Annotated in this window: 16 protein-coding genes; 3 read left to right on the plus strand and 13 right to left on the minus strand. The window is 55.1% G+C overall.

What is annotated here, in order from left to right:
- Positions 1-290 precede the first annotated feature (290 nt).
- Complete coding sequence (locus tag ACMZ66_RS19000) at positions 291-1,079, plus strand: RluA family pseudouridine synthase (RefSeq protein WP_416939626.1); 789 nt, start codon at positions 291-293, stop codon at positions 1,077-1,079.
- Here the strand turns inward: ACMZ66_RS19000 and ACMZ66_RS19005 are convergent.
- The 10 genes from ACMZ66_RS19005 to ACMZ66_RS19050 all read right to left on the minus strand — a co-directional run bounded on the left by ACMZ66_RS19005 (position 1,026) and on the right by ACMZ66_RS19050 (position 14,524).
- Entirely contained in the window at positions 1,026-1,952 is a 927-nt protein-coding gene (locus tag ACMZ66_RS19005) for an AEC family transporter (RefSeq protein ID WP_416939628.1), read from the minus strand. The two genes, ACMZ66_RS19000 and ACMZ66_RS19005, sit on opposite strands and share 54 nt — an antisense overlap.
- 46 nt (positions 1,953-1,998) lie before the next feature.
- On the minus strand, positions 1,999-2,445 hold the full coding sequence (locus ACMZ66_RS19010; RefSeq protein WP_416939630.1) for a methylglyoxal synthase: 447 nt from the start codon (positions 2,443-2,445) through the stop codon (positions 1,999-2,001).
- A 241-nt stretch (positions 2,446-2,686) separates the two neighbouring features.
- On the minus strand, positions 2,687-4,093 hold the full coding sequence (lpdA, locus tag ACMZ66_RS19015) for a dihydrolipoyl dehydrogenase (protein WP_416939631.1): 1,407 nt from the start codon (positions 4,091-4,093) through the stop codon (positions 2,687-2,689).
- 24 nt (positions 4,094-4,117) lie between these two features.
- Positions 4,118-5,386: a 2-oxoglutarate dehydrogenase complex dihydrolipoyllysine-residue succinyltransferase gene (gene odhB, locus ACMZ66_RS19020; protein ID WP_416939633.1), complete on the minus strand. Its 1,269-nt coding sequence runs from the start codon at positions 5,384-5,386 to the stop codon at positions 4,118-4,120.
- A gap of 106 nt (positions 5,387-5,492) precedes the next feature.
- The gene (locus ACMZ66_RS19025) at positions 5,493-8,402 is read right to left on the minus strand and encodes a 2-oxoglutarate dehydrogenase E1 component (protein ID WP_416939635.1); all 2,910 of its coding nucleotides are present in this window, start codon (positions 8,400-8,402) and stop codon (positions 5,493-5,495) included.
- Between the two features lie 69 nt (positions 8,403-8,471).
- The gene (gene sucD / locus ACMZ66_RS19030) at positions 8,472-9,347 is read right to left on the minus strand and encodes a succinate--CoA ligase subunit alpha (RefSeq protein WP_416939637.1); all 876 of its coding nucleotides are present in this window, start codon (positions 9,345-9,347) and stop codon (positions 8,472-8,474) included.
- Positions 9,348-9,349: 2 nt separating this feature from the next.
- Positions 9,350-10,579, minus strand: coding sequence for an ADP-forming succinate--CoA ligase subunit beta (sucC, locus tag ACMZ66_RS19035; protein ID WP_416939744.1), 1,230 nt, complete (start codon positions 10,577-10,579; stop codon positions 9,350-9,352).
- A 141-nt stretch (positions 10,580-10,720) separates the two neighbouring features.
- On the minus strand, positions 10,721-11,671 hold the full coding sequence (gene mdh / locus ACMZ66_RS19040) for a malate dehydrogenase (protein ID WP_416939639.1): 951 nt from the start codon (positions 11,669-11,671) through the stop codon (positions 10,721-10,723).
- Positions 11,672-12,276: 605 nt separating this feature from the next.
- Positions 12,277-13,404 (minus strand): cell division protein ZapE, encoded by a 1,128-nt coding sequence (gene zapE / locus ACMZ66_RS19045; RefSeq protein ID WP_416939641.1) that lies wholly within the window; start codon positions 13,402-13,404, stop codon positions 12,277-12,279.
- Between the two features lie 130 nt (positions 13,405-13,534).
- On the minus strand, positions 13,535-14,524 hold the full coding sequence (locus tag ACMZ66_RS19050; protein WP_416939642.1) for a CorA family divalent cation transporter: 990 nt from the start codon (positions 14,522-14,524) through the stop codon (positions 13,535-13,537).
- A gap of 205 nt (positions 14,525-14,729) precedes the next feature.
- On the opposite strand from ACMZ66_RS19050, the gene ACMZ66_RS19055 reads away from it, so the two are divergent.
- Positions 14,730-17,327, plus strand: coding sequence for a mechanosensitive ion channel domain-containing protein (locus tag ACMZ66_RS19055; protein ID WP_416939645.1), 2,598 nt, complete (start codon positions 14,730-14,732; stop codon positions 17,325-17,327).
- Positions 17,328-17,351: 24 nt separating this feature from the next.
- On the opposite strand, the gene ACMZ66_RS19060 is transcribed toward ACMZ66_RS19055, so the two are convergent.
- The 3 genes from ACMZ66_RS19060 to nadA form a co-directional block, all read right to left on the minus strand.
- A complete protein-coding gene (locus ACMZ66_RS19060; RefSeq protein WP_416939647.1) occupies positions 17,352-17,768 on the minus strand; it encodes an NUDIX hydrolase in 417 nt (138 codons plus the stop codon).
- Positions 17,769-17,773: 5 nt separating this feature from the next.
- A complete protein-coding gene (nadC, locus tag ACMZ66_RS19065) occupies positions 17,774-18,613 on the minus strand; it encodes a carboxylating nicotinate-nucleotide diphosphorylase (protein WP_416939649.1) in 840 nt (279 codons plus the stop codon).
- 78 nt (positions 18,614-18,691) lie between these two features.
- A complete protein-coding gene (gene nadA / locus ACMZ66_RS19070) occupies positions 18,692-19,714 on the minus strand; it encodes a quinolinate synthase NadA (protein WP_416939651.1) in 1,023 nt (340 codons plus the stop codon).
- 231 nt (positions 19,715-19,945) lie between these two features.
- On the opposite strand from nadA, the gene ACMZ66_RS19075 reads away from it, so the two are divergent.
- Positions 19,946-20,776, plus strand: a complete 831-nt coding sequence (locus tag ACMZ66_RS19075; RefSeq protein WP_416939653.1) for a c-type cytochrome — start codon at positions 19,946-19,948, stop codon at positions 20,774-20,776.
- Positions 20,777-20,799: the final 23 nt, after the last annotated feature.

The following is a 20,799-nucleotide window of genomic DNA, read 5'->3' on the forward strand; positions in this document are numbered from 1 at the left end:
GGGCTTAGGGTCAGGACCTATTAATTTGATTTGAATGGCAGAGCTTATATTTGTGAAATCCAAGAAAAATCCCGCCGAGCGGGTTGGCATCCCGGGCAAGGGGTTTGACGCGGGAGTTCGCAAATATAAGCTCTGTCCTTCGGGTCGCTCAGATTTGCACGGGCTACTTTGTCGCAAAACCTTGAAAGATAAGTATCTTCCTGCGGCTTCGCTTCGCGTATCCGCACAAATCTGAGCGACCATTCGAACCAAATTAATAAGTCCTGACCCTTAATGAAAGGCCGTGCCAAATGACCCATCCGATTGCAGAAGACCTTATCGCGCATGTATTGCACCGTGACTCCAACGTCATTGTGCTGAACAAGCCGCCGGGACTGGCGTCACATGGCGGGCCGAAAACCTATTTCCATGTCGATGCCTATTTGCCGGATTTGAAATTTGGCATTCAGCCTGAACCTACACTGGCTCATCGCCTCGATCGGGATACGGCTGGCTGTTTGCTTCTGTGCCGTCATCCGAAATCGTCCAAGAAAATCACCCGTCTCTTTACCGAAAAGCAAATCGGCAAGACCTATTGGGCGGTGGTGCGTGGTGCGATGGAAGATGACCATGGCTTCATCGATGCGCCGATTGGCAAGACCAATGATGAAAGTGGCTGGCGCATGCTCGTCCATGAAGACGGGCAGCCGTCCAAAACTGAATACACGGTTCTGGGACGCGGCAAAGACGCGGATGGTCAGGACATCACCTGGCTGGCACTGGTGCCACATACCGGGCGCACCCATCAGCTGCGCGTGCATCTGGATCATGTTGGTCATCCGGTGATTGGCGACCCGTTCTATGGTCGCGGTGACGCAGAGCCGATCTTTGGCGCCCCGCCGACCCTGATGCTTCTGTCACGCCAGATCATTATTCCGTTCCATGCCGATCGTGATCCGGTGGTGGTCGATGCACCGCCGCCCGAATTGATGCGTGCAGGGTTGGAAGCATGCGGCTATGAGGGCGACTATGCCGCCCACGCAAGCTCAATTGACGCTCAATATACCGGCGATGACAGCGACGCTGAAGGCGGAGAGTAACGTCTCAAGCGTGATGATGGATGCCATCGCTTCAGGATCGCCATTCAGCTGGCGCGCGAGGATATAGGCGTTCCCTGCACACGGCATTCCGGCATAGAAAACCCCCATCGCCAGCACCATGCCGTCAATCCCGGCCAGATACAGGCACACGCCCGTGATGACGGGCAGGACCGCAAGCTTGATCGTGGTGGCAAAGGCAATCGCACCGAGCGCCTTTTTATCCATGACAAAACGAAGGCCTGCGCCAACCGAAAGCAGGCTGAGTGGTAGGGCGGCTGTCTTGAAAAGGGCAGCGGTATTTTCGATTGGAAGCGGAACGTGAATGTTACTCACATTCAGCACCGCACCTGCACCTGCTGCGATGATGATCGGGTTTTTGACGATGCCGTTGATGATCCGGGTAAGGCTGCTTTTGCCACCACTAAACGCGCTTAGAACCACAACACCCAGCATGTTGGTGGCAATTACCATCACCGCAACAAAAACGATGGCAAGTGCCAGTCCCTCTGCCCCGTAAAGCGCATCTGCAACCGCCAACAGGACGTAGCTGTTATAGCGAACCGATCCCTGAAAGATGGATGTGAAAAGCGGCGTGTCACGTGTGATGATGGGGCGCAGCAGCAACAATACCCCCGATAGCCCCAAAGTCGCGGCAAGGGTAATGCCCACGGCGGTACCGGCTTCGCCGCTTGAGAAATCGGCGCGATAAATCTCGACGATCAAAAGGGACGGCAGCAGCAAATAATAGGTAAGTCGGTCAATCCCGGCCCAGATGTCGGCCCCCTTGATCAGGTAACGCTTAAGTGCTGCCCCCACCAGAATAGCGGCAAAAATCGGAAAGATCGCAGCGATCAGTTCATAGGCGAGTTCCATGACGGACGGGGCGCTCCGGCAGTTTGGCGGTCTTTAGATTTGGGACTTAAACCTTGCGGTTGCTGTAATCGGCAAAGACCTGTTCGGGGGAATGATCGCGATATTGTTCGCAGATTTCCTCGAACTTCGGATTGCTGATCAAAAGGTCGGCCGTGCTTTGATTGCACGCAATTGGCACTTCATAAAGATTGGCCAGACGGATCAGGGCGCGCACATCAACATCATGGGGATGCGGTGTCATCGGATCGGTAAAGAAGAACATGGCCTGCAATTCGCCATGGGCAATCATGGAGCCAAGCTGCTGGTCACCGCCAAACGGTCCGCTTTTTAACGGATGGATATCAAACGCCGGAAATCGTTCCTGAAGCACCCGACCCGTGGTGCCCGTGGCAAAGATGCGGGTATTGGCAAAGCTTGCCTGATGCTTTGCCAGCCAGTCGGCCATTTCACGTTTGCGACGGTCATGGGCAACCACGCCGATAGATAGGGTCATGTGCGCTCTCCGGGCCTTGGAATTTGAATGATCATACTAATCCTCAAAGCCGGTTTGCGTCACGCCCGAAAAGTCAGACCTTTTCGCAAAGCTGCATTGTCAGAACGACTTAGCAGGTTTTAGGCGCGGGTTTGGTCATCGCCAAGGGCATCTCGTCAGTCATCGCTGTGGAGATTGCCCAAAACAAAACGGCCGCCCCAAGTGAATGGGACGGCCGTTTGCAGATCAGGTGACTGATCGATTACATGTGGATCGCACGTTTTCCTGCGTCCAGAGCAGCTTCCTTGACGGTTTCGCCAAGGGCCGGGTGGGCGTGGCAGGTGCGTGCGATGTCTTCGGCAGAAGCGCCGTATTCCATCGCAAGAACCACTTCGGCAATCAGATCGCCAGCAGCCGGACCGACAATATGCGCGCCGACAACACGATGCGTTTTCTTGTCTTCAAGCAGCTTGACGAAACCATCGGTGCTTTCCATTGCCTTCGCACGGCCATTGGCGGTGAAGGGGAATTTACCAACGGCGTATTCGACGCCTTCTTCTTTAAGCTGTTCTTCGGTTTTGCCAACAGAAGCAACTTCCGGCCAGGTGTAAACAACACCCGGGACCTTGCCGTAATCGACATGGCCTTCTTCGCCGGCAATCATTTCTGCCACGGCAACGCCGTCTTCCTCAGCCTTGTGGGCGAGCATCGGACCGACGATGGTATCGCCGATTGCAAAGATGCCGCCAACATTGGTCTGGAAATATTCGTCGGTTTTGACACGACCGCGTTCGTCGAGTTCAACGCCTACTTTGTCCAGGCCGAGGCCGGTGGTGTAAGGACGGCGACCAATTGCCACCAGAACCACGTCAGCTTTGATTTCCTCTGCATCGCCGCCCTTGGACGGTTCAACAGTCAGGGTCACGCCAGACTTGGTCGATTTGGCAGCGGTAACCTTGTGGCCGAGTTTGAATTCAAGGCCCTGCTTGGCAAAGATGCGCTGGGTCTGTTTGACCAGCTCGCCATCCATGCCCGGCAGAATGCGATCCAGGAATTCAACAACGGTGACTTCAGCACCCAGACGACGCCAGACGGAGCCAAGCTCCAGACCGATCACGCCAGCACCAATGACAACCATCTTCTTGGGCACTTTCGGAATGGTCAGCGCACCGGTCGAAGAGACGATGTTTTTCTCGTCAATTTCAACACCCGGCAGCGGGGTGACTTCCGAACCCGTCGCGATGACGATGTTCTTGGCGTTCAGGGTTTCTTCACCGCCGTCAAGAAGGGCAACCTTAACGGTGGTCGGCGAGGTGATCTCGCCGGCACCCTTAACGTAGGTAACCTTGTTCTTCTTGAACAGGAATTCGATGCCTTTGACATTGCTGTCAACAACCTTGTCCTTGCGGGCCATCATCTTTTCAAGATTGACCTTCGGCTTGGAAACTTCGATGCCGTGGGTATCGAAATGTTCCGAAGCTTCTTCGAACAGGTGCGAAGAATGCAGCAGTGCCTTGGACGGAATGCAACCGACATTCAGGCAGGTACCGCCAAGTGCGCCACGTTTTTCAACGCAGGCAACTTTAAGGCCGAGCTGTGCGGCGCGGATGGCGCAAACATAACCGCCAGGACCGCCACCGATCACGACAACGTCGTAGTTCTCACTCATGAGTTCTTTGATCCTTTTGTCTGATCAGATGTCGAGCAGAATGCGTTCCGGGTTCTCGATGCATTCCTTGACGCGTACCAGGAAGGAAACGGCTTCACGGCCGTCAATGATACGGTGGTCATAGGACAGAGCCAGATACATCATCGGGCGAATTTCGACTTTGCCGTCGATTGCGACCGGGCGCATCTGGGTTTTGTGCATGCCGAGGATACCGGACTGCGGTGCGTTTAGGATCGGGGATGACAGAAGGGATCCGAAGACACCACCGTTGGAGATGGTGAACGAACCGCCGGTCATTTCATCCATGCCGAGCTTGCCGTCACGTGCACGCTTGCCGAAATCAACAATGGTGCTTTCCAGATCAGCGAAGGTTTTTTCTTCTGCCGAACGGATAACCGGAACAACCAGACCCTGCGGGGTACCGACAGCAACGCCGATATCGCAGTAGTTTTTGTAGATGAAGCTGTTGCCATCGATCTCAGCGTTAACCGCCGGCCATTCTTTCAGCGCCGTGGTGCAAGCCTTGATGAAGAAGGACATGAAGCCGAGCTTCACACCGTGTTTCTTTTCGAAACCGTCTTTGTACTGATTGCGGCAAGCCAGAAGGTTGGTCATGTCCACTTCGTTGTAAGTGGTCAGCATGGCCGCAGTGTTCTGAGCTTCTTTCAGGCGGCGCGCGATGGTCTGGCGCAGCTTGGACATTTTGACACGCTCTTCACCGTCACGCAGTTCGCGTTCCGGCTTCGGCGCTGCCGGTGCGCTTGCGACCGGTGCAGCCGCACGCGGTGCCGGTGCGCCACCAGCAAGATAGTTCATGACGTCGCCCTTGGTCAGACGGCCATCTTTGCCGGTTGCCGGGATGGCTGCCGGGTCAAGATTGTTGTCTTCAACCAGTTTGCGAACTGCCGGCGGAAGCGGATGTGCCGTGTTTGCAGCGGTCGCAGCAGCCGGAGCCGCAGCAGGTGCCGGTGCAGCAGCCGGGGCTGCCTTTTCTTCCTTGGCCGGTGCGGCTTCTGCTTTTGCTTCTGCCGGAGCAGCAGCAGCGGAACCTTCGGCACCTTCGTTGATCATGGCGATCAGGGCGCCAACTTCGACTTCGTCGCCTTCGCCAACAACCAGTTCAGCAATCGCGCCGGCAACCGGTGCGTTGACTTCAACGGTCACTTTGTCGGTTTCAAGTTCGACAATCGGTTCATCGGCAGCAACAGCTTCACCGACTTTTTTGTACCATTTTGCCACCGTGGCTTCAGATACAGACTCGCCCAGCGCGGGAACTTTAACTTCAGTCGCCATTTTTTCCTCGACCGTTTTTTCAATCAGGCAGTGTGGGTCTGCCATGATGCGAATGAATTCTAAATGAACGTGTCGGAGGGGCGATTTGTTCGCCCCTCCGGTAAAGTTACTTGACGCTTAGTGCCGCATCGACCAGTTCGGCCTGTTCACGCAGGTGGGCCTTCAGAAGACCCGTTGCCGGCGACGCAGATGCCGCACGACCAACATAAACAGGACGGCCCGTCTTGTGCTTGATGCCGGCCAACGTCGCTTCGATACGACGGTCAACGAAGTACCAGGAACCCATGTTCTCGGATTCTTCCTGACACCAGACAACATCAGCATTCGGGTATTTGGCCAATTCCGTTGCCAGTTCTTTTTCCGGCCACGGATAAAGCTGTTCGACGCGAACAAGTGCAACATCTTCGATGCCGCGGTTTTCGCGTTCGGCGAGAAGATCGTAATAGACCTTGCCCGACGACAGAACGACGCGTTTGACTTTTTTGTCTTCAACCAGCTTGCCGGTTTCTGCAATCACCGGAAGGAAGGTCGTACCAGCCGCAAACTCGGACAGGTTCGACACAGCCTGCTTGTGGCGAAGAAGCGACTTCGGCGTCATCAGGATCAGCGGCTTACGGAACGAGCGACGAATTTGACGGCGCAGGATGTGGTAATAGTTTGCCGGTGTCGTACAGTTCGCCACCTGCATGTTATTTTCACCACAAAGCTGCAGGTAACGTTCCAGACGTGCAGAGCTGTGCTCCGGACCCTGGCCTTCGTAACCGTGCGGCAGAAGCATCACAAGACCCGACATGCGCAGCCATTTGGCTTCGCCCGAGCTGATGAACTGGTCAATAATGACCTGTGCACCGTTGGCAAAGTCACCGAACTGGGCTTCCCAGAGAACCAATGAGTGCGGTTCGGCAAGGGAAATACCATATTCAAAGCCCAGAACACCGGCTTCGGACAGTGGCGAGTTGAGAACTTCAAGCTCGGCCTGACCGGTACGGATGTTGTTGAGCGGGGTGTATTTTGCCTCGGTGGTCTGGTCGACCAGCTTTGCATGACGCTGCGAGAAGGTACCGCGCTGGCAATCCTGACCCGACAGGCGGACCGGGGTGCCTTCGCACATCAGCGTACCGAACGCCAATGCTTCTGCGGTTGCCCAATCAATGCCTTCACCGGTTTCGAACATCTTCGCTTTGGCCTTCAGCTGACGAAGGATTTTGCGGTTGATGTCAAAGGCTTCCGGTGCGGTTGAAAGCGCACGACCAACTTCCTGAAGAAGATCTTCTTCAACGCCGGTCTGACCGATCCAGTCGGCATCTTCGCCATGCGAGGATGCAAGACCAGACCATTTGCCTTCAAGCCAGTCTGCCTTGTTCGGACGATAGGCTTCTGATGCCTTGAACTCTTCGTCGAGGTAATCCTGGAACGATTTGTCCAGTTCCTTGACGCGTTCTTCGGTCAGAAGACCTTCTTTCACGAGCTGCTGTGCATAGATGTCTTTGGTGGTCGGGTGTTTGCCGATCACGTCGTACATCTTCGGCTGGGTGAATGCCGGCTCGTCGCTTTCGTTGTGACCAAAGCGGCGATAGCAGAACATGTCGATAACGACGTCCTGCTTGAATTCCTGACGGAATTCGGTCGCGATACGTGCAGCATGAACCACAGCTTCAGGGTCGTCACCATTGACGTGCAGGATCGGAGCCTGAACGACTTTGGCAATATCCGAGCAGTAGGGGGAAGAACGTGAGTTGGTCGGTTTGGTCGTGAAACCGATCTGGTTGTTCACAACAAAGTGGATCGTACCACCGGTACGATAGCCTTTGAGGTGCGACAGATCGAAGGTTTCAGCAACAAGACCCTGGCCAGCAAAGGCCGCATCACCGTGCAGGAGGATACCCATAACCTGCTCGCGTGAGGTGTCTTTGCGCTGGGACTGTTTCGCACGAACCTTACCAAGAACAACGGTGTTCACGGCCTCAAGGTGCGACGGGTTTGCCGTCAGCGAGAGGTGAACAACATTGCCATCAAATTCGCGGTCGGCAGAGGTACCAAGGTGATATTTAACGTCACCCGAGCCCATCACGTCGTCCGGCTTGGACGGGTTGCCCATGAATTCCGAGAAGATCGCGCGGAACGGCTTGCTCATGACGTTGGCAAGAACGTTCAGACGACCACGGTGCGGCATGCCGAAGACAACCTCACGGATGCCAAGCTGGCTACCGCGTTTGAGGATCTGTTCGAGTGCCGGGATCAGGGCTTCGCCACCGTCAACGCCGAAACGTTTGGTGCCGACATATTTGGTGTGCAGATAGTTTTCAAAGCCTTCGGCTTCGACCAGGCGCTCAAGGATGGCTTCCTTGCCGCGTGCAGTAAACTGCGTCTGGTTGCCGATGCTTTCGATCCGCTGCTGAATCCATGACTTCTGTTCAGGTTCCTGAATGTGCATGAATTCGATACCGATCGACCCGCAATAGGTTTTGCGTGCCAGAGAAACGATCTGGCGGATGGTCGCGGTTTCAAGACCAAGAACGTTCGCGATGAAAATCGGACGGTCCATGTCAGCTTCGGTGAAGCCATAGGTCTTCGGATCAAGTTCCGGGTGCGGTTCACGCGGGGCAAGGCCCAGCGGATCCAGATTTGCTTCCAGATGGCCGCGCACACGGTACGAGCGGATCAGCATCAGTGCGCGAATGGAATCATTGGCTGCTGCACGGATGGCATCAGAATTAACCTGAACCGCCGGTGCAACATGAGCTGCCGGAGCATAGGCCACCTGGGCCGGGCGTTCGGCATGCCCTTGTGAGACGTCGTATCCCTCCATGCCGCCAACAACCTTGGTTTCCCGTGGCTGCCAGCTCGGCCCGCGCATTTCTGCGAGAAGTTCGGAGGCGTCGTCCTGCAACCCGTCAAAAAACTCAGCCCAGCTCTGGTCAACCGCAGACGGGCTTTCCAAATACCGGGCGTAGATTTGAGCGATGTAGGTTGCGTTCGACTCGTTAAGAATCGTGTCGAGATCTTGAGGTTTCATTTGTGGTCGGAAGGCATGGTCCCCAAGACAGGACCACGCCCCCCCTTGCCTTTCCTCTGACTACCCAGATTAGCCCTTCAAAGCCTTCAGCATGGTCGAGCCGAGGCTTGCCGGGGAATCGGCAACAAGAACGCCAGCGCTGCGCATAGCTTCCATTTTCGCATCGGCAGTACCTTTGCCGCCGGAAATAATCGCACCGGCATGGCCCATGCGTTTACCCGGAGGTGCGGTAACACCGGCGATGAAGCCAGCAACCGGTTTCTTAACCGAGGAAGCCTGCAGGAATTCACATGCTTCTTCTTCAGCCGAACCACCGATCTCACCGATCATGATGATGCCTTCGGTTTCCGGATCCTTCAGGAACAGGTCGAGGCAGTCGATGAAGTTGGTGCCGTTGACCGGGTCACCACCGATACCGATACAGGTCGACTGACCCAGGCCAGCGGCCGTGGTCTGTGCAACTGCTTCGTAGGTGAGCGTACCGGAACGTGAAACGATACCGATTTTACCGCGGCGGTGAATGTGACCCGGCATAATGCCGATCTTGCACTCGTCCGGGGTAATGATACCCGGGCAGTTCGGGCCGATCAGGCGGGTCGAAGAACCTTCGAGCGCACGCTTGACGCGGACCATGTCAGCAACCGGAATACCTTCGGTGATGCAGACAGCCAGTTCGACTTTGGCGTCGATGGCTTCAAGGATTGCATCAGCAGCGAAGGGCGGCGGAACATAGATAACCGAGGCATTTGCGCCGGTTACATGAACAGCTTCGTCAACGGTGTTGAAAACCGGCAGGTCAAGGTGCTTGGTGCCGCCTTTACCCGGGGTAACACCACCAACCATTTTGGTGCCGTATGCCAGTGCCTGTTCGCTGTGGAAGGTACCCTGCGAACCAGTGAAACCCTGGCAGATAACTTTGGTGTTTTTATCGACGAGAACAGCCATAGTTACGCGGCCTCCTTCACAGCTTTGACCACCTTCTCGGCGGCATCGGCAAGGTTGTCAGCCGAAACAATCGGCAGACCCGATTCTTCGAGGATCTTCTTGCCAAGTTCGACATTGGTGCCTTCGAGACGAACGACCAGCGGAACGTTCAGGCTGACTTCGCGGGCTGCTGCCACAACGCCGTCTGCGATAACGTCACAACGCATGATGCCGCCAAAGATGTTGACCAGGATGCCTTCGACATTCGGGTCAGACAGGATCAGCTTGAAGGCAGTGGTAACGCGTTCTTTGGTTGCGCCGCCGCCAACGTCGAGGAAGTTTGCCGGTGCACCACCATAAAGCTTGATGATGTCCATGGTTGCCATGGCAAGGCCTGCGCCGTTAACCATGCAGCCGATGGTGCCATCGAGCTTGATGTAGTTGAGGCTGTGCTTGGCAGCTTCGAGTTCAGCCGGGTTTTCTTCGTCTTCATCGCGCAGGTTTTCGATGTCCGCATGACGGAACAGCGCGTTGTCGTCGAAGTTCATTTTGCAATCAAGCGCGATGATGTCGCCGTCGCCGGTTACCACCAGCGGGTTGATCTCAACCATGGCTGCATCGGTGTCGAGGAAGCACTGGTACATTGCGGTCATGAATTTGACAGCTTTGGAAACCTGCTTGCCTTCGAGGCCAAGTGCGAATGCCAGTTTACGACCGTGGAAGCCGGAGAAGCCAGCAGCCGGATCGATCTCGACAGTGACGATCTTTTCCGGGGTTGCTTCTGCAACTTCTTCAATGTCCATGCCGCCTTCGGTCGACGCCATGAAGATCACGCGCGAGCAAGCGCGGTCGACGAGAACCGAAAGATACAGTTCGCGTGCGATGTCGCAGCCTTCTTCGATGTATACGCGCTTGACTTCTTTGCCTTCCGGGCCGGTCTGGTGGGTAACCAGGGTCGAGCCGAGCATCTGTTCAGCGTTTGCGCCAACTTCTTCGACGCTTTTGACAACGCGAACGCCGCCTTTATCGCCAGCTTTGGCTTCCTTGAAGGTGCCCTTACCGCGGCCACCTGCATGGATCTGGGACTTAACCACGTAAACCGGGCCAGCCTGAGACTGGGCAGCTTCGATGGCTTCCTGAGCGGTGTAGGCAACCTTGCCATTTGGCACGGTTACACCGTATTTGCGAAGAATTTCTTTCGCCTGGTACTCATGAATATTCATGTTCGGTCGCTTTCTTGCCTTCCGTACGATTTCCGGTGGGTCAGAAATCGGGATTTCAATGTCCCCGTATATGCGGGAGGGACTTTGTTGCGAGGCCCGCGATCATTGAAGTTTTAAAAACACCAATGATTGAAAAACGGGCCGGTCAAATGACCAGCCCGCTTCGCGTTCTTAGAGCATGCCCTTGGCAGCATCGACGAGGCCGCGAACTGCGTTCACGGAATTGTCGAAGTTTGCTTTCTCGGACTCGTCAAGATTGATCTCGACGATACGCTCAACACCGCCAGCACCCAGAACAACCGGGACGCCGACGTAAATGCCATCAACGCCGTATTCGCCGCTCAGGTAAGCAGCAACCGGCATGACGCGTTTCTGGTCTTTCAGGTAGCTTTCTGCCATCGCAACAGCGGATGCTGCCGGAGCATAGAAAGCAGAACCGGTTTTCAGCAGGGCAACGATCTCCGCGCCACCGTCACGGGTGCGCTGGACGATCTCGTCGATTTTCTCCTGCGTGGTCCAACCCATTTTGATCAGGTCAGGAACCGGGATACCTGCAACGGTCGAGTAACGGATCGACGGGACCATGGTGTCGCCGTGGCCGCCAAGTACGAACGCGGTAACGTCCTTGACCGATACTTTGAATTCTTCTGCGAGGAAGTAACGGAAACGTGCTGAGTCCAGAACGCCTGCCATGCCGACAACTTTCTTCGGATCGAAGCCGGTTGCCTGCTGCATCACCCAAACCATCGCATCAAGCGGGTTGGTGATAACGATGACGAATGCGTCGGGTGCATGTTCTTTGATGCCCTGACCAACCTGGGTCATGACTTTGGTGTTGATGCCGATGAGATCATCACGGCTCATGCCCGGCTTACGAGCAACACCTGCGGTGACGATGACGACATCAGCGCCTGCGATGTCTTTATAGTCACTGGTACCCTTGAGGTCGGCATCAAACATGTCGACGGGGGAGGATTTAGCAATGTCGAGCGACTTGCCCTGTGGCATGCCATCAACGATGTCGAAAAGGACGACGTCGCCAAGCTCTTTCAGACCGACGAGGTGAGCAAGGGTGCCACCAATATTGCCAGCACCGACGAGCGCGATCTTGTTGCGGGCCATTCCGTTACCTTCTTCCCTATTGCGCTTCCTGGGGGTCGAAACTCAACTTGGGAGCGCGATTGAAAATTTAAACCTGCGAACGCGAAATAATCGTTCGTAAACATCGAGTGTCGTAAACTGAATCGTCACGATTTACAAGGGGAAACCCCTCTGTTTTTACGAGGAAAACCGCCGCTTCGGGGTTTGTTGCGACTATGGTCTAAACGCTCAAAAACCATTCATGTTGCAGCTGCGAAGGCGGGCGAATGCGCAGCAAAACCAAAGCTGGTTTACGATTGCGGCCTGCTCAAAGGAAAGGCAGTCCGTGCCTTTGCTGCGAATTCGGGCGCACCAACCAGATCGAGCCATGACAGCATTGCATGAAACGGTCATCAGCCATGCGATCCGTACGTACTCGAAAAATCGCTAATACGACGAATTTTGCGCGAAGATGCGTTTGTGACATGCCTCACGCAAGAATCGCCCCGAGCAACGCGCTCATATGGCGAATTATTGCAATGGTTTTAAACTCTGGTGGGTGGAGTCGTTTTTTAGCGACATCAAACCGCAGAAATCAGCGCAGATTTCCCGGCCAACTGGTGCCCGGAAACCCCGATCAGGGATGATCAGGTCAGGTGCGCCATATCAAGATATTCCTGACTGCGCATCTCGGTCATGCGCGATACCGTGCGCTGGAACTCGAACGAATAATCCCCGTCGGTATAGATGTCAGACGGGTCACATTCGATGGCACAGATCAGTTTGGTTTTATGTTCATACATCGCATCGATCAAGGTGCCGAACCGCTTTGCCCAGTCACGTCGTGAGTCCGGAAGTTTCGGGATGAAATCAATCACGATGGTATGGAAGTGGGTCGCAAGAGCAATGTAATCCCCCGGACCAAGCGGGCGGGTGCAAAGCTCGTCAAAGCTGAATTTGGCAACACCGGCACCGGCGGCGGAAATCTCGATCTTGCGGCCCTTGATCGTCAGGCTATCAGGGGCAACGCGCGCACCTTCGGTCAGGGTGGCAAACATTTCCTCGACACGGGGCAGGGCGTCTTCGCGCTTGGTCGGATAGAGATAAACGTCAGCCGCAGTCAGATTGCGCATGCGATAGTCGGTCGGGCTTGCCAGCTCCAACACATCAAGCTTGCGTTTGATCATGTCGATGAAGGGCAGGAAGTTCTGACGTTGCAGGCCATCCTTATACAAATCATCGGGCACGCGGTTTGAGGTGGTGACAATCACGACACCATGTTCGAACAGCTTTTCAAACAGGCGACCCACAATCATCGCATCGGTAATGTCGGTTACCTGCATCTCGTCAAAGCACAGAAGCCAGGCGCCATCCGCCAGATCCTTTGCGATTGGCGGGATCGGATCGGCGTCGTCTTTCTTCTTGGTCTGGCGATAGCGGTGCATGCGTTCATGCACATCCTGCATGAAGTCATGGAAGTGAACGCGACGCTTTTTTTCAATGTCGATGGTTTCATAGAACAAATCCATCAGCATGGATTTGCCACGGCCCACCTCACCATAGATATATAGACCAAGCGGCGGCGTCGGCTCGTCGCGGCGGCGTGTTAGACCAAACCGTTCGCGCCAGCCACCGGTTCCGGTTGCGGGTTCATAATTGGTCAGCGCGTTCTTGAGGCTTTGGAGTTTTTCCGCACAGAGTTCCTGCATCGGGTCGTGAGACAGCTCACCATTGGTGATTTTCGCGCGATAACGGGAAAGCGGGCCGTCGGTCATCAACAAATCTCGAATGCAGTGATTGAAATCAGGTCTTTGGCATTGTCATAGCGCCAAGATGCATCGCAATGCAACAAGGGGCTTTGCATTCCAGCCCCTTGCTGTGTGCAGGTTTCTGGCAATCAGATGTTCAAATCAGGCGCATTTTCTTAAACAGCCAGATCTCAAATGCGGTGATCACCGCAAGAATGATCGATACCGCCAGGAAGCCATAGGGGCTGTCAGTTGCCGGAACGCCGCCGACATTGATGCCCAAAAGCCCGGTAACAAAACTGATGGGAAGGAACAGGCCGGCAATCACGGTCAGCCAATACATGGTGCGGTTCATCTGTTCGGTTTCGATCGCCATCAGGTTCTCGTTGACGATCTGAATGCGTTCGCGCAGGGAATCAAATTCCTCCACCAGACGGACGGTCTTGTCAGTTAATGCACGGGCGCGGCGTTTGAACCGTTTGTCCGACCAGGTGGGTTTCTGTTCGACATAATTCGACAGCGCATCACGTTGCGGGGCCAAATGACGGCGCAGTCGTGAAAGCTGATTGCGGATGTCGGACCCACGTTTGCGTAAGGCCAGTGTTTTGCCCTCGGCCACGGTTTCCTGATCGTCTTCGATGGTTTCGACGTCTTCTTCAATACCGCGCACGACATTTTCGACACGGTAAGCAAGTCGTTCGGCCACGGTCAGGATGAAGTCATCAATGCTGTTCGGCGCGTTGTTTTCGGCAATCGCATTGCGCATATCATCAAACGCGCGAAGCGGTTGATTGCGCAGCGTGATAATCATGTTCGCCGTTGCCCAGAAACGCACCGAAATCATATCGGCCGGATCATTTTCCGCATTCAGATTGACCCCGCGCAGGTTCAGTGAATAGCCCGGATCATAGAAAAATACCGCCGGGCGCGTGCCACGGGTCGACAGCGTATCGGTGATGGTCGGGTCGATCCCGGCAATATTGATCAGCCAGTCGCGCACACCGTCGCCCATCCAATCAAGATGAACCCAAAGATATCGGCCGTCGGCAATCTGCGGCAGGCTGTCTTTTAGCGTATCCCAGCTGATGGCCTGTGCTGTGCCGTTCGGGTCAATTTCAAATGCATTGATCAGCGCCGATTTGCTCATTGATGGCTCCTTGGCTGTCTGTGTCGCCCACAGATCAGATGGCGGTTTTCAATTCCCGGGAACGAAACGTTAGATGATTCGTTACAATCTTCGGTGTAGGTTCGACTTCGTTCGCTCGTTAGAACAACTATGAACTCTAATCTGTTTACAAAACGCGAAAAGCGTTCAAATTCCGGTTGTTGGGCATCTTTATGGATCATCAGGCATGACATCAGTTCGTCACGTAGTTGCAGGTCTTGCGATCTGCTTGTTCGCAATGACAGCGTCCTTTGGCGTGTCGGCGCAAGCCCCGGCAGAAAGACCGGATGCAGGACAAAAGATCGAACTGGAAAATGCCCAGGATCACATCAGCGACTGGGACAAGGCGCTTGATGATGTCGAGCTTGCCATTTCCGATGGCCAGCTTACCAACCGTCTGATTGCCGACAGACGTGATCAGCTTGAAATGATCGAAATCGGTGTGCGGTCTTTGCATGACCGTGCCGATGAACGGCTGGCCCGTTTTAAAACGGCGCTTGGTAAACTTGGCGAGCCACCTGCTGAAGGACAGGAAGAAGTTCCGGCTGTTGCGCGTGAACGCGAACGAATTGGTCAGGATATCGCGCGCGTCAGCGGCGTGATCAAGCAACTCGAACTGGTTGATTTCCGAGCGACCGAGCTTGCCGATCAGTTGGCCGGATTGGCGCGTGAACGTTTTACCCGTCGCATTTTGGGCCGGGTGGATGTGCCGCTTGATCCGATTGTCTGGTTCCAGTCATGGGGCGAGATCGTCCAACTGCCCAGCATGGTTCAGGCGCGCTACTCCAATCTTGAACTTGAAGGTCAGGTTGCCGACGAGCTGTCAGAAGTTGCACCGGGCCTTGTTCTTTTGACCTTTATCGTGATTGCGGCCCTGATCGGCGGCGAAGTGATTGTGCTGCGCTATATCCCGGCGCGCTGGAAAACGGTTCCCGATGAAGATCGTGTGTCGTTGATATCAGGCACACGTTTCCTGTTCACTGCCATGGTGCCGGGCATTGCCCTTTTGATTGCCTATGCGATGCTGGATTCCCGGCAGGCACTGCTTAAGGGGGCAATGGGCGATTTTGTCCATCAATGCTTTGCCGCGGCACTTTTCCTGCTGTTTGTTGGCGCCGCGATCCGAAGTGTGCATTCGCCGTTTTCGCCAACCTTGCGCCGGTCAGGCACGACCATGCAGGGCGCGCGCGTGGTGGGCCTTTCATCGCTTGCGGTTGCGGTGATCTTTGCCTTTGACATGGTGTTGTTGCAGGGTGCAACCACCCTTGGCACGTCGCTTGATATTGCGCTGATCCAAAGCATCACCAACGTTCTTGCGATTTCGGTTCTGTTGTTTGTCTCATCGCTTGGTGTGTTCTGGGTGCATGACGAACGTGACCGTCATGAAATCTGGGCCAAGATCGAACGCCGCAGCCGCCGGGGGCTTAAGGCGATAGCCATCCTGATGCCGGTCTTGATGGCATTGGGATATGTCGCACTTGCGCGTTTCATCCTTGAAAACCTGATGATGGGTTTGGCGTTTCTGACTTGCTACTGGTTGTTGCGGGGCTATTGCCGGGCTTTGACGCACACATATCTTGTGCGTCCGGAAACCAGCGAAGACAGCACGGTGAGTAGCGCCGTTCACGGCACGCTTTATTTCTGGATCCGGGTCCTGATCGACGTTGTCATGGTCAGCATTGCTGTGCCGGTTGCAGTGATGATCTTTACCGATATTGCCTGGGCCGATCTGATCTTTGCTGTGCAGCAGGCCTTTGTTGGTATTCAGATTGGCGGCATTCATTTCTCGCTGAGATCCATTTTGATGGCGGCATTGATGTTTGTCATCGTGCTGGCCGCAATGCGGTTCTTCCAGCGGATGCTCAGCACACGTGTTTTGCCCAACACCAAACTTGATCAGGGCCTGCAACATTCGGTGTCAGCAATCTTTGGTTATGCCGGGATCTGTCTTGCCATCCTGCTTGCGGTATCAGCCGCCGGGCTTGATCTGTCGAACCTTGCAATCATTGCCGGTGCGATTTCCGTTGGTATCGGTTTTGGCATGCAAAGCATCGTCAATAACTTCGTATCCGGTCTGATCCTTTTGGTCGAACGTCCGATCAAAGTGGGCGACTGGATCGTGGTCGGGGCGGATCAGGGCTTTGTTAAAGACATCCGCGTGCGCGCGACCGAGATTGAGACATTTGATCGGTCTTCGGTTGTGATCCCGAACTCCGAACTGATTTCGAACCGAGTTCTCAACTGGACGCTTAAGGAGCGATCCGGTCGCGGCATCATCAAGATTGGTGTGTCTTATGGCGCGGATGTCGACAAGGTGCGCGAAATCCTGCTTGAAATGGCAGACAAGCGCCGAGAAATTCTGAGCTACCCTGCGCCGCAGGTTGTGTTCATGGATTTCGGCGCCAGTTCACTTGATTTCGAACTGCGGTATTTCCTGCGCGACATTGGTGACGTCATGGTGGTCGCGAGTTCCATTCGTTTTGAACTGGTCCAGCGCTTCCGCGACGAAGGCATCGAAATTCCGTTCCCGCAGCGTGACCTTAACCTGCGCGATATCGACAAACTGACCGACGCCATCCGAGAAGCTGGTAAGGGGAAACCAACCCCGCAGGCGGTAAAGCGCGAGGAGCCAGAGACACCTGCAACGGATGACACCCTTGATCACGGTGCGGACCAAAAAGCAGCCCCGCCGTCAAACGCCAAGGATGTCTCGCGTGATCAGGATGCTGCAAGCCGTGGCATTTCTGATGCTGGTGGTGATCCGGATGGGGATGCCCCGCGCTGATTTCAGCGGGGGCACGGCTCCAAACTAGATATCGAAAAGTGCAGCGGTGATCTTTTGGCCCATCGGGGCCATCAGATCCCGCTCGCGCGGCGAGAGCCATCTGAGCTCGGCAATTTCGCGGGCCGGAGCCAGTGTACCGATATAGTCCGCGACAAAGCACGTCATGCGGACAATCGCCCCATCGGGCAGGTTGTGCCCATGGCCGCTAAAGGTTCCCAGTTCGCGGATGGTATCGGTAATCAGTGTCACGCCAAGTTCTTCGGTGATTTCGCGCATGATTGCATCGCGCGCGGTTTCGCCCGGATCAATCTTGCCACCGGGCAAATAAAACCGGTCACGACCATGGCTGCGTACCGACAGGATTTTATCGCCGTCACGCAGGATCCAGTTGGCGGTCTCAATGACCTTGGAGGATTTTGTATGTCCGTCCTGATGGTTCATTGCGATCACAGGATCGCGACATCAAGCCCGATATCGACAGCCGGTGCTGATTGAGTAATGCGGCCAACTGACACGTAATCAACGCCGGTGGCGGCAATTGCGCCAATGGTCTGAAGGTTCACACCACCCGATGCCTCGGTCTTGCAACGACCATCAACGATGGCAACCGCTTCGCGCAGCATATCCGGGCCCATATTATCGAGCAGGATGATGTCTGCACCGGCTGTTGCTGCCTCGGCGACCTGATCAAGGGTGTCACATTCAACTTCGATCTTGGGCAGGTTGGCTGCACGGGCGGCTTCGACACATTTCGTGATCGATCCGACAACGCCAATGTGGTTGTCCTTGATCATGACCCCGTCATAAAGGCCCATGCGGTGGTTCTGCGCACCGCCCATGCGGGTCGCGTATTTTTCAAGCTTGCGCCAACCCGGCAATGTCTTGCGGGTGTCCAGAAGCTTCGCCGATGTTTCGCCCATCGCGACCACATAGGTCCGCGTGGTGGTGGCAATGCCCGACAGGTGTTGCAGTGTATTAAGAGCTGTGCGCTCGGCCGTCAGGATGCCGCGTGCATTGCCTTCGACCACGGCCAGAACGTCCTTTGCCTTGATCGCATCGCCGTCTTCGCAGCGTTTTTCAATCTTGGCATCAGGGACCAGCTTGCGGAAGCAATCAAGCGCGATATCAAGACCGGCGACCACGATATCTTCGCGGGTTTCAAGGGCGACGCGCAGACGGGCATTTTCGGGCACCACATTGTCAGATGTGATGTCACCGGTGCCGATATCCTCGGCAAAGGCGCGGTCGATGAATTCCGAAATTTCAGCTTGGGTCAGGACAGTCATGATGCCTTGGCGCTTTGAAAACTGGGGAGGATGGAAAACAGCCCCGCAAATCTTTGCGGGGCTGTGTGATCGGCTGGCTTACGCCGCGTCGTCCTTTTTGACCGGAATGTTTTTTGACATTTCCAGCATGCGCTCAAGCGGCTTTACCGCTGCAACGCGCAGGTCTTCAGGCATGACGATCTGCGGGCCGTTATTGACCAGGCACAGATACAGTTTTTCAAGCGTGTTGAGTTCCATGAACGGGCAATTGTTGCACGCACAGGACCCGTCTGCACCTGGCACCGGAATGAATTCCTTGTGCGGGGCTGCTTTTTCCATCTGGTGGATGATGTGGGGTTCGGTCGCGATCAGATATTTCTGATCCGGGCCGTTGATCACATATTCCAGAATGGCGCGGGTCGAACCGATGTGATCAGCATGCTTCAGAATACCGTCATGGCATTCCGGGTGCGCTGCGATCATGGCATCCGGGTTCTGAGTCTTAAGGCGGATCAGTTCACGCTCGGAAAACTGCTCATGCACGATGCACGACCCGTTCCAAAGCGTCATGTCGCGACCGGTTTTCTTGGCCAGATAGGAACCAAGGTGGCGGTCAGGCGCCCAAAGGATCGGCTTGTCTGCCGGAATCTGATCAATGATCTCGGCCGCATTGGACGAGGTCACGATGATGTCGGATGCTGCCTTTACCTCTGCCGAGCAGTTGATATAGGTGATCGACACGTGATCGGGGTGCTGTTCGCGGAATTTGCGGAACGGTTCTGGCTGGCACAAATCTTCGAGCGAGCAACCCGCTTTCGAGTCCGGCAGAAGAACGGTTTTGTTCGGGCTGAGGATTTTGGCAACCTCGGCCATGAAGCGCACACCGCAGAACACGATAACATCGGCATCGGTTTCCGCTGCCTTGCGCGACAGGTCCAGACTATCGCCAACAAAGTCGGCAAGGTCCTGAATTTCCCCATCCTGATAGTAATGGGCCAGAATGATCGCGTTCTTTTCCTTTTTCAGGCGCTGAATTTCAGCTTCCAGATCAAGGGTCGGATCAATCTGCATTTCCGACATTGCGTCAGCGGATGCTTCGGCAATGGTGATCATTTCATTCATGGCGTTGTCTCATCTCGCCTGTTTGCAAGCCGGAGATAAGTCGCGGGGCCCGGCATTGCAAGTTAATGACAGTTTGGAACCTGAATATCGCCATTGGCCGGTGAAGGCAAGGAAATGGGCGTCAAGGAAAGGCAGCCATGCGTGACGAACAGCACATCTAATTGAGAAATCTCAGTGATAGGGCGAATGTGCTATTCTATGTTCGGGACAATCAAGAACGAGGGACCGGGCATGAAATCCTTTAAGGGATATGCGTTTGGCATGCTTTTGAGCATGGTGTTGCCAACCGCAATACAGGCCGCAGAAGTGCAGATCACCGCGCCATCCGGCGAGGTTTCCATCTATCAAACCGCTGCGTTGCTGGCCCATCCAGAGGCCCGCGAAATCGTGATTACCACTGACAATGCCTATGGTCAGGATATGACCTATCGCGCGGTGCCACTCATTTCCCTGATCGGGGATGCAAATTCGGTTGATGATCAGACCGGGCTTGAAGTCATCGCGCTGGATGGGTTTGTTGCCAATATTCCGGTGCCACTCATCGTGCGCGAGGGTGAAGAAAACGCGCAGGCATGGCTTGCGATTGAACCAGATAGCGCGCCTTGGCCGAACCTTCCGGGCAAGGATGTTTCGGCCGGGCCGTTTTCCGTGGTCTGGGTGAATGCGGCGGCATCGCATATCCGGTCTGAGCAATGGCCTTATCAGGTATCAAAGATCGGCTATGCCGAATTTCCGGCTGCCCGTTGGCCACAATTGGCCCTGGCTGACGGCGCACCCGATAACGCCCAACAGGGCCAGAGCATTTTCATTGATCAATGCTTTGCCTGTCATCGCATGAACGGGGCGGGGATCACGGAACTTGGTCCTGACCTTAACCTTCCGATGAACCCGGTCGATTACTTTAAGCCCGATGCGCTTTTCATGCTGATCCGCGATCCGGCAACTGTGCGCCAATGGCAGGATATGCAGATGCATGGCTTTAGCGAAGAGCAGCTATCTGACGACGAAATCCATAACGTGATCGCTTATTTGACGGAGATGTCGACCCGCAAAGCCGAATAAACACCAGACAAAAAACCGCCACC

This window comes from Thalassospira sp., from assembly GCF_048059015.1.
GTDB lineage: Bacteria > Pseudomonadota > Alphaproteobacteria > Rhodospirillales > Thalassospiraceae > Thalassospira.

Coding starts and splice junctions, on each gene's coding strand:
- ACMZ66_RS19055 (WP_416939645.1), top strand. CDS start 14,730: ATGACATCAGTTCGTCACGTAGTTGCAGGTCTTGCGATCTGCTTGTTC.
- ACMZ66_RS19010 (WP_416939630.1), bottom strand. CDS start 2,445: ATGACCCTATCTATCGGCGTGGTTGCCCATGACCGTCGCAAACGTGAA.
- lpdA (WP_416939631.1), bottom strand. CDS start 4,093: ATGAGTGAGAACTACGACGTTGTCGTGATCGGTGGCGGTCCTGGCGGT.
- zapE (WP_416939641.1), bottom strand. CDS start 13,404: ATGACCGACGGCCCGCTTTCCCGTTATCGCGCGAAAATCACCAATGGT.
- odhB (WP_416939633.1), bottom strand. CDS start 5,386: ATGGCGACTGAAGTTAAAGTTCCCGCGCTGGGCGAGTCTGTATCTGAA.
- sucD (WP_416939637.1), bottom strand. CDS start 9,347: ATGGCTGTTCTCGTCGATAAAAACACCAAAGTTATCTGCCAGGGTTTC.
- nadA (WP_416939651.1), bottom strand. CDS start 19,714: ATGAATGAAATGATCACCATTGCCGAAGCATCCGCTGACGCAATGTCG.
- ACMZ66_RS19025 (WP_416939635.1), bottom strand. CDS start 8,402: ATGAAACCTCAAGATCTCGACACGATTCTTAACGAGTCGAACGCAACC.
- nadC (WP_416939649.1), bottom strand. CDS start 18,613: ATGACTGTCCTGACCCAAGCTGAAATTTCGGAATTCATCGACCGCGCC.
- ACMZ66_RS19005 (WP_416939628.1), bottom strand. CDS start 1,952: ATGGAACTCGCCTATGAACTGATCGCTGCGATCTTTCCGATTTTTGCC.
- ACMZ66_RS19000 (WP_416939626.1), top strand. CDS start 291: ATGACCCATCCGATTGCAGAAGACCTTATCGCGCATGTATTGCACCGT.
- mdh (WP_416939639.1), bottom strand. CDS start 11,671: ATGGCCCGCAACAAGATCGCGCTCGTCGGTGCTGGCAATATTGGTGGC.
- ACMZ66_RS19050 (WP_416939642.1), bottom strand. CDS start 14,524: ATGAGCAAATCGGCGCTGATCAATGCATTTGAAATTGACCCGAACGGC.
- ACMZ66_RS19060 (WP_416939647.1), bottom strand. CDS start 17,768: ATGAACCATCAGGACGGACATACAAAATCCTCCAAGGTCATTGAGACC.
- ACMZ66_RS19075 (WP_416939653.1), top strand. CDS start 19,946: ATGAAATCCTTTAAGGGATATGCGTTTGGCATGCTTTTGAGCATGGTG.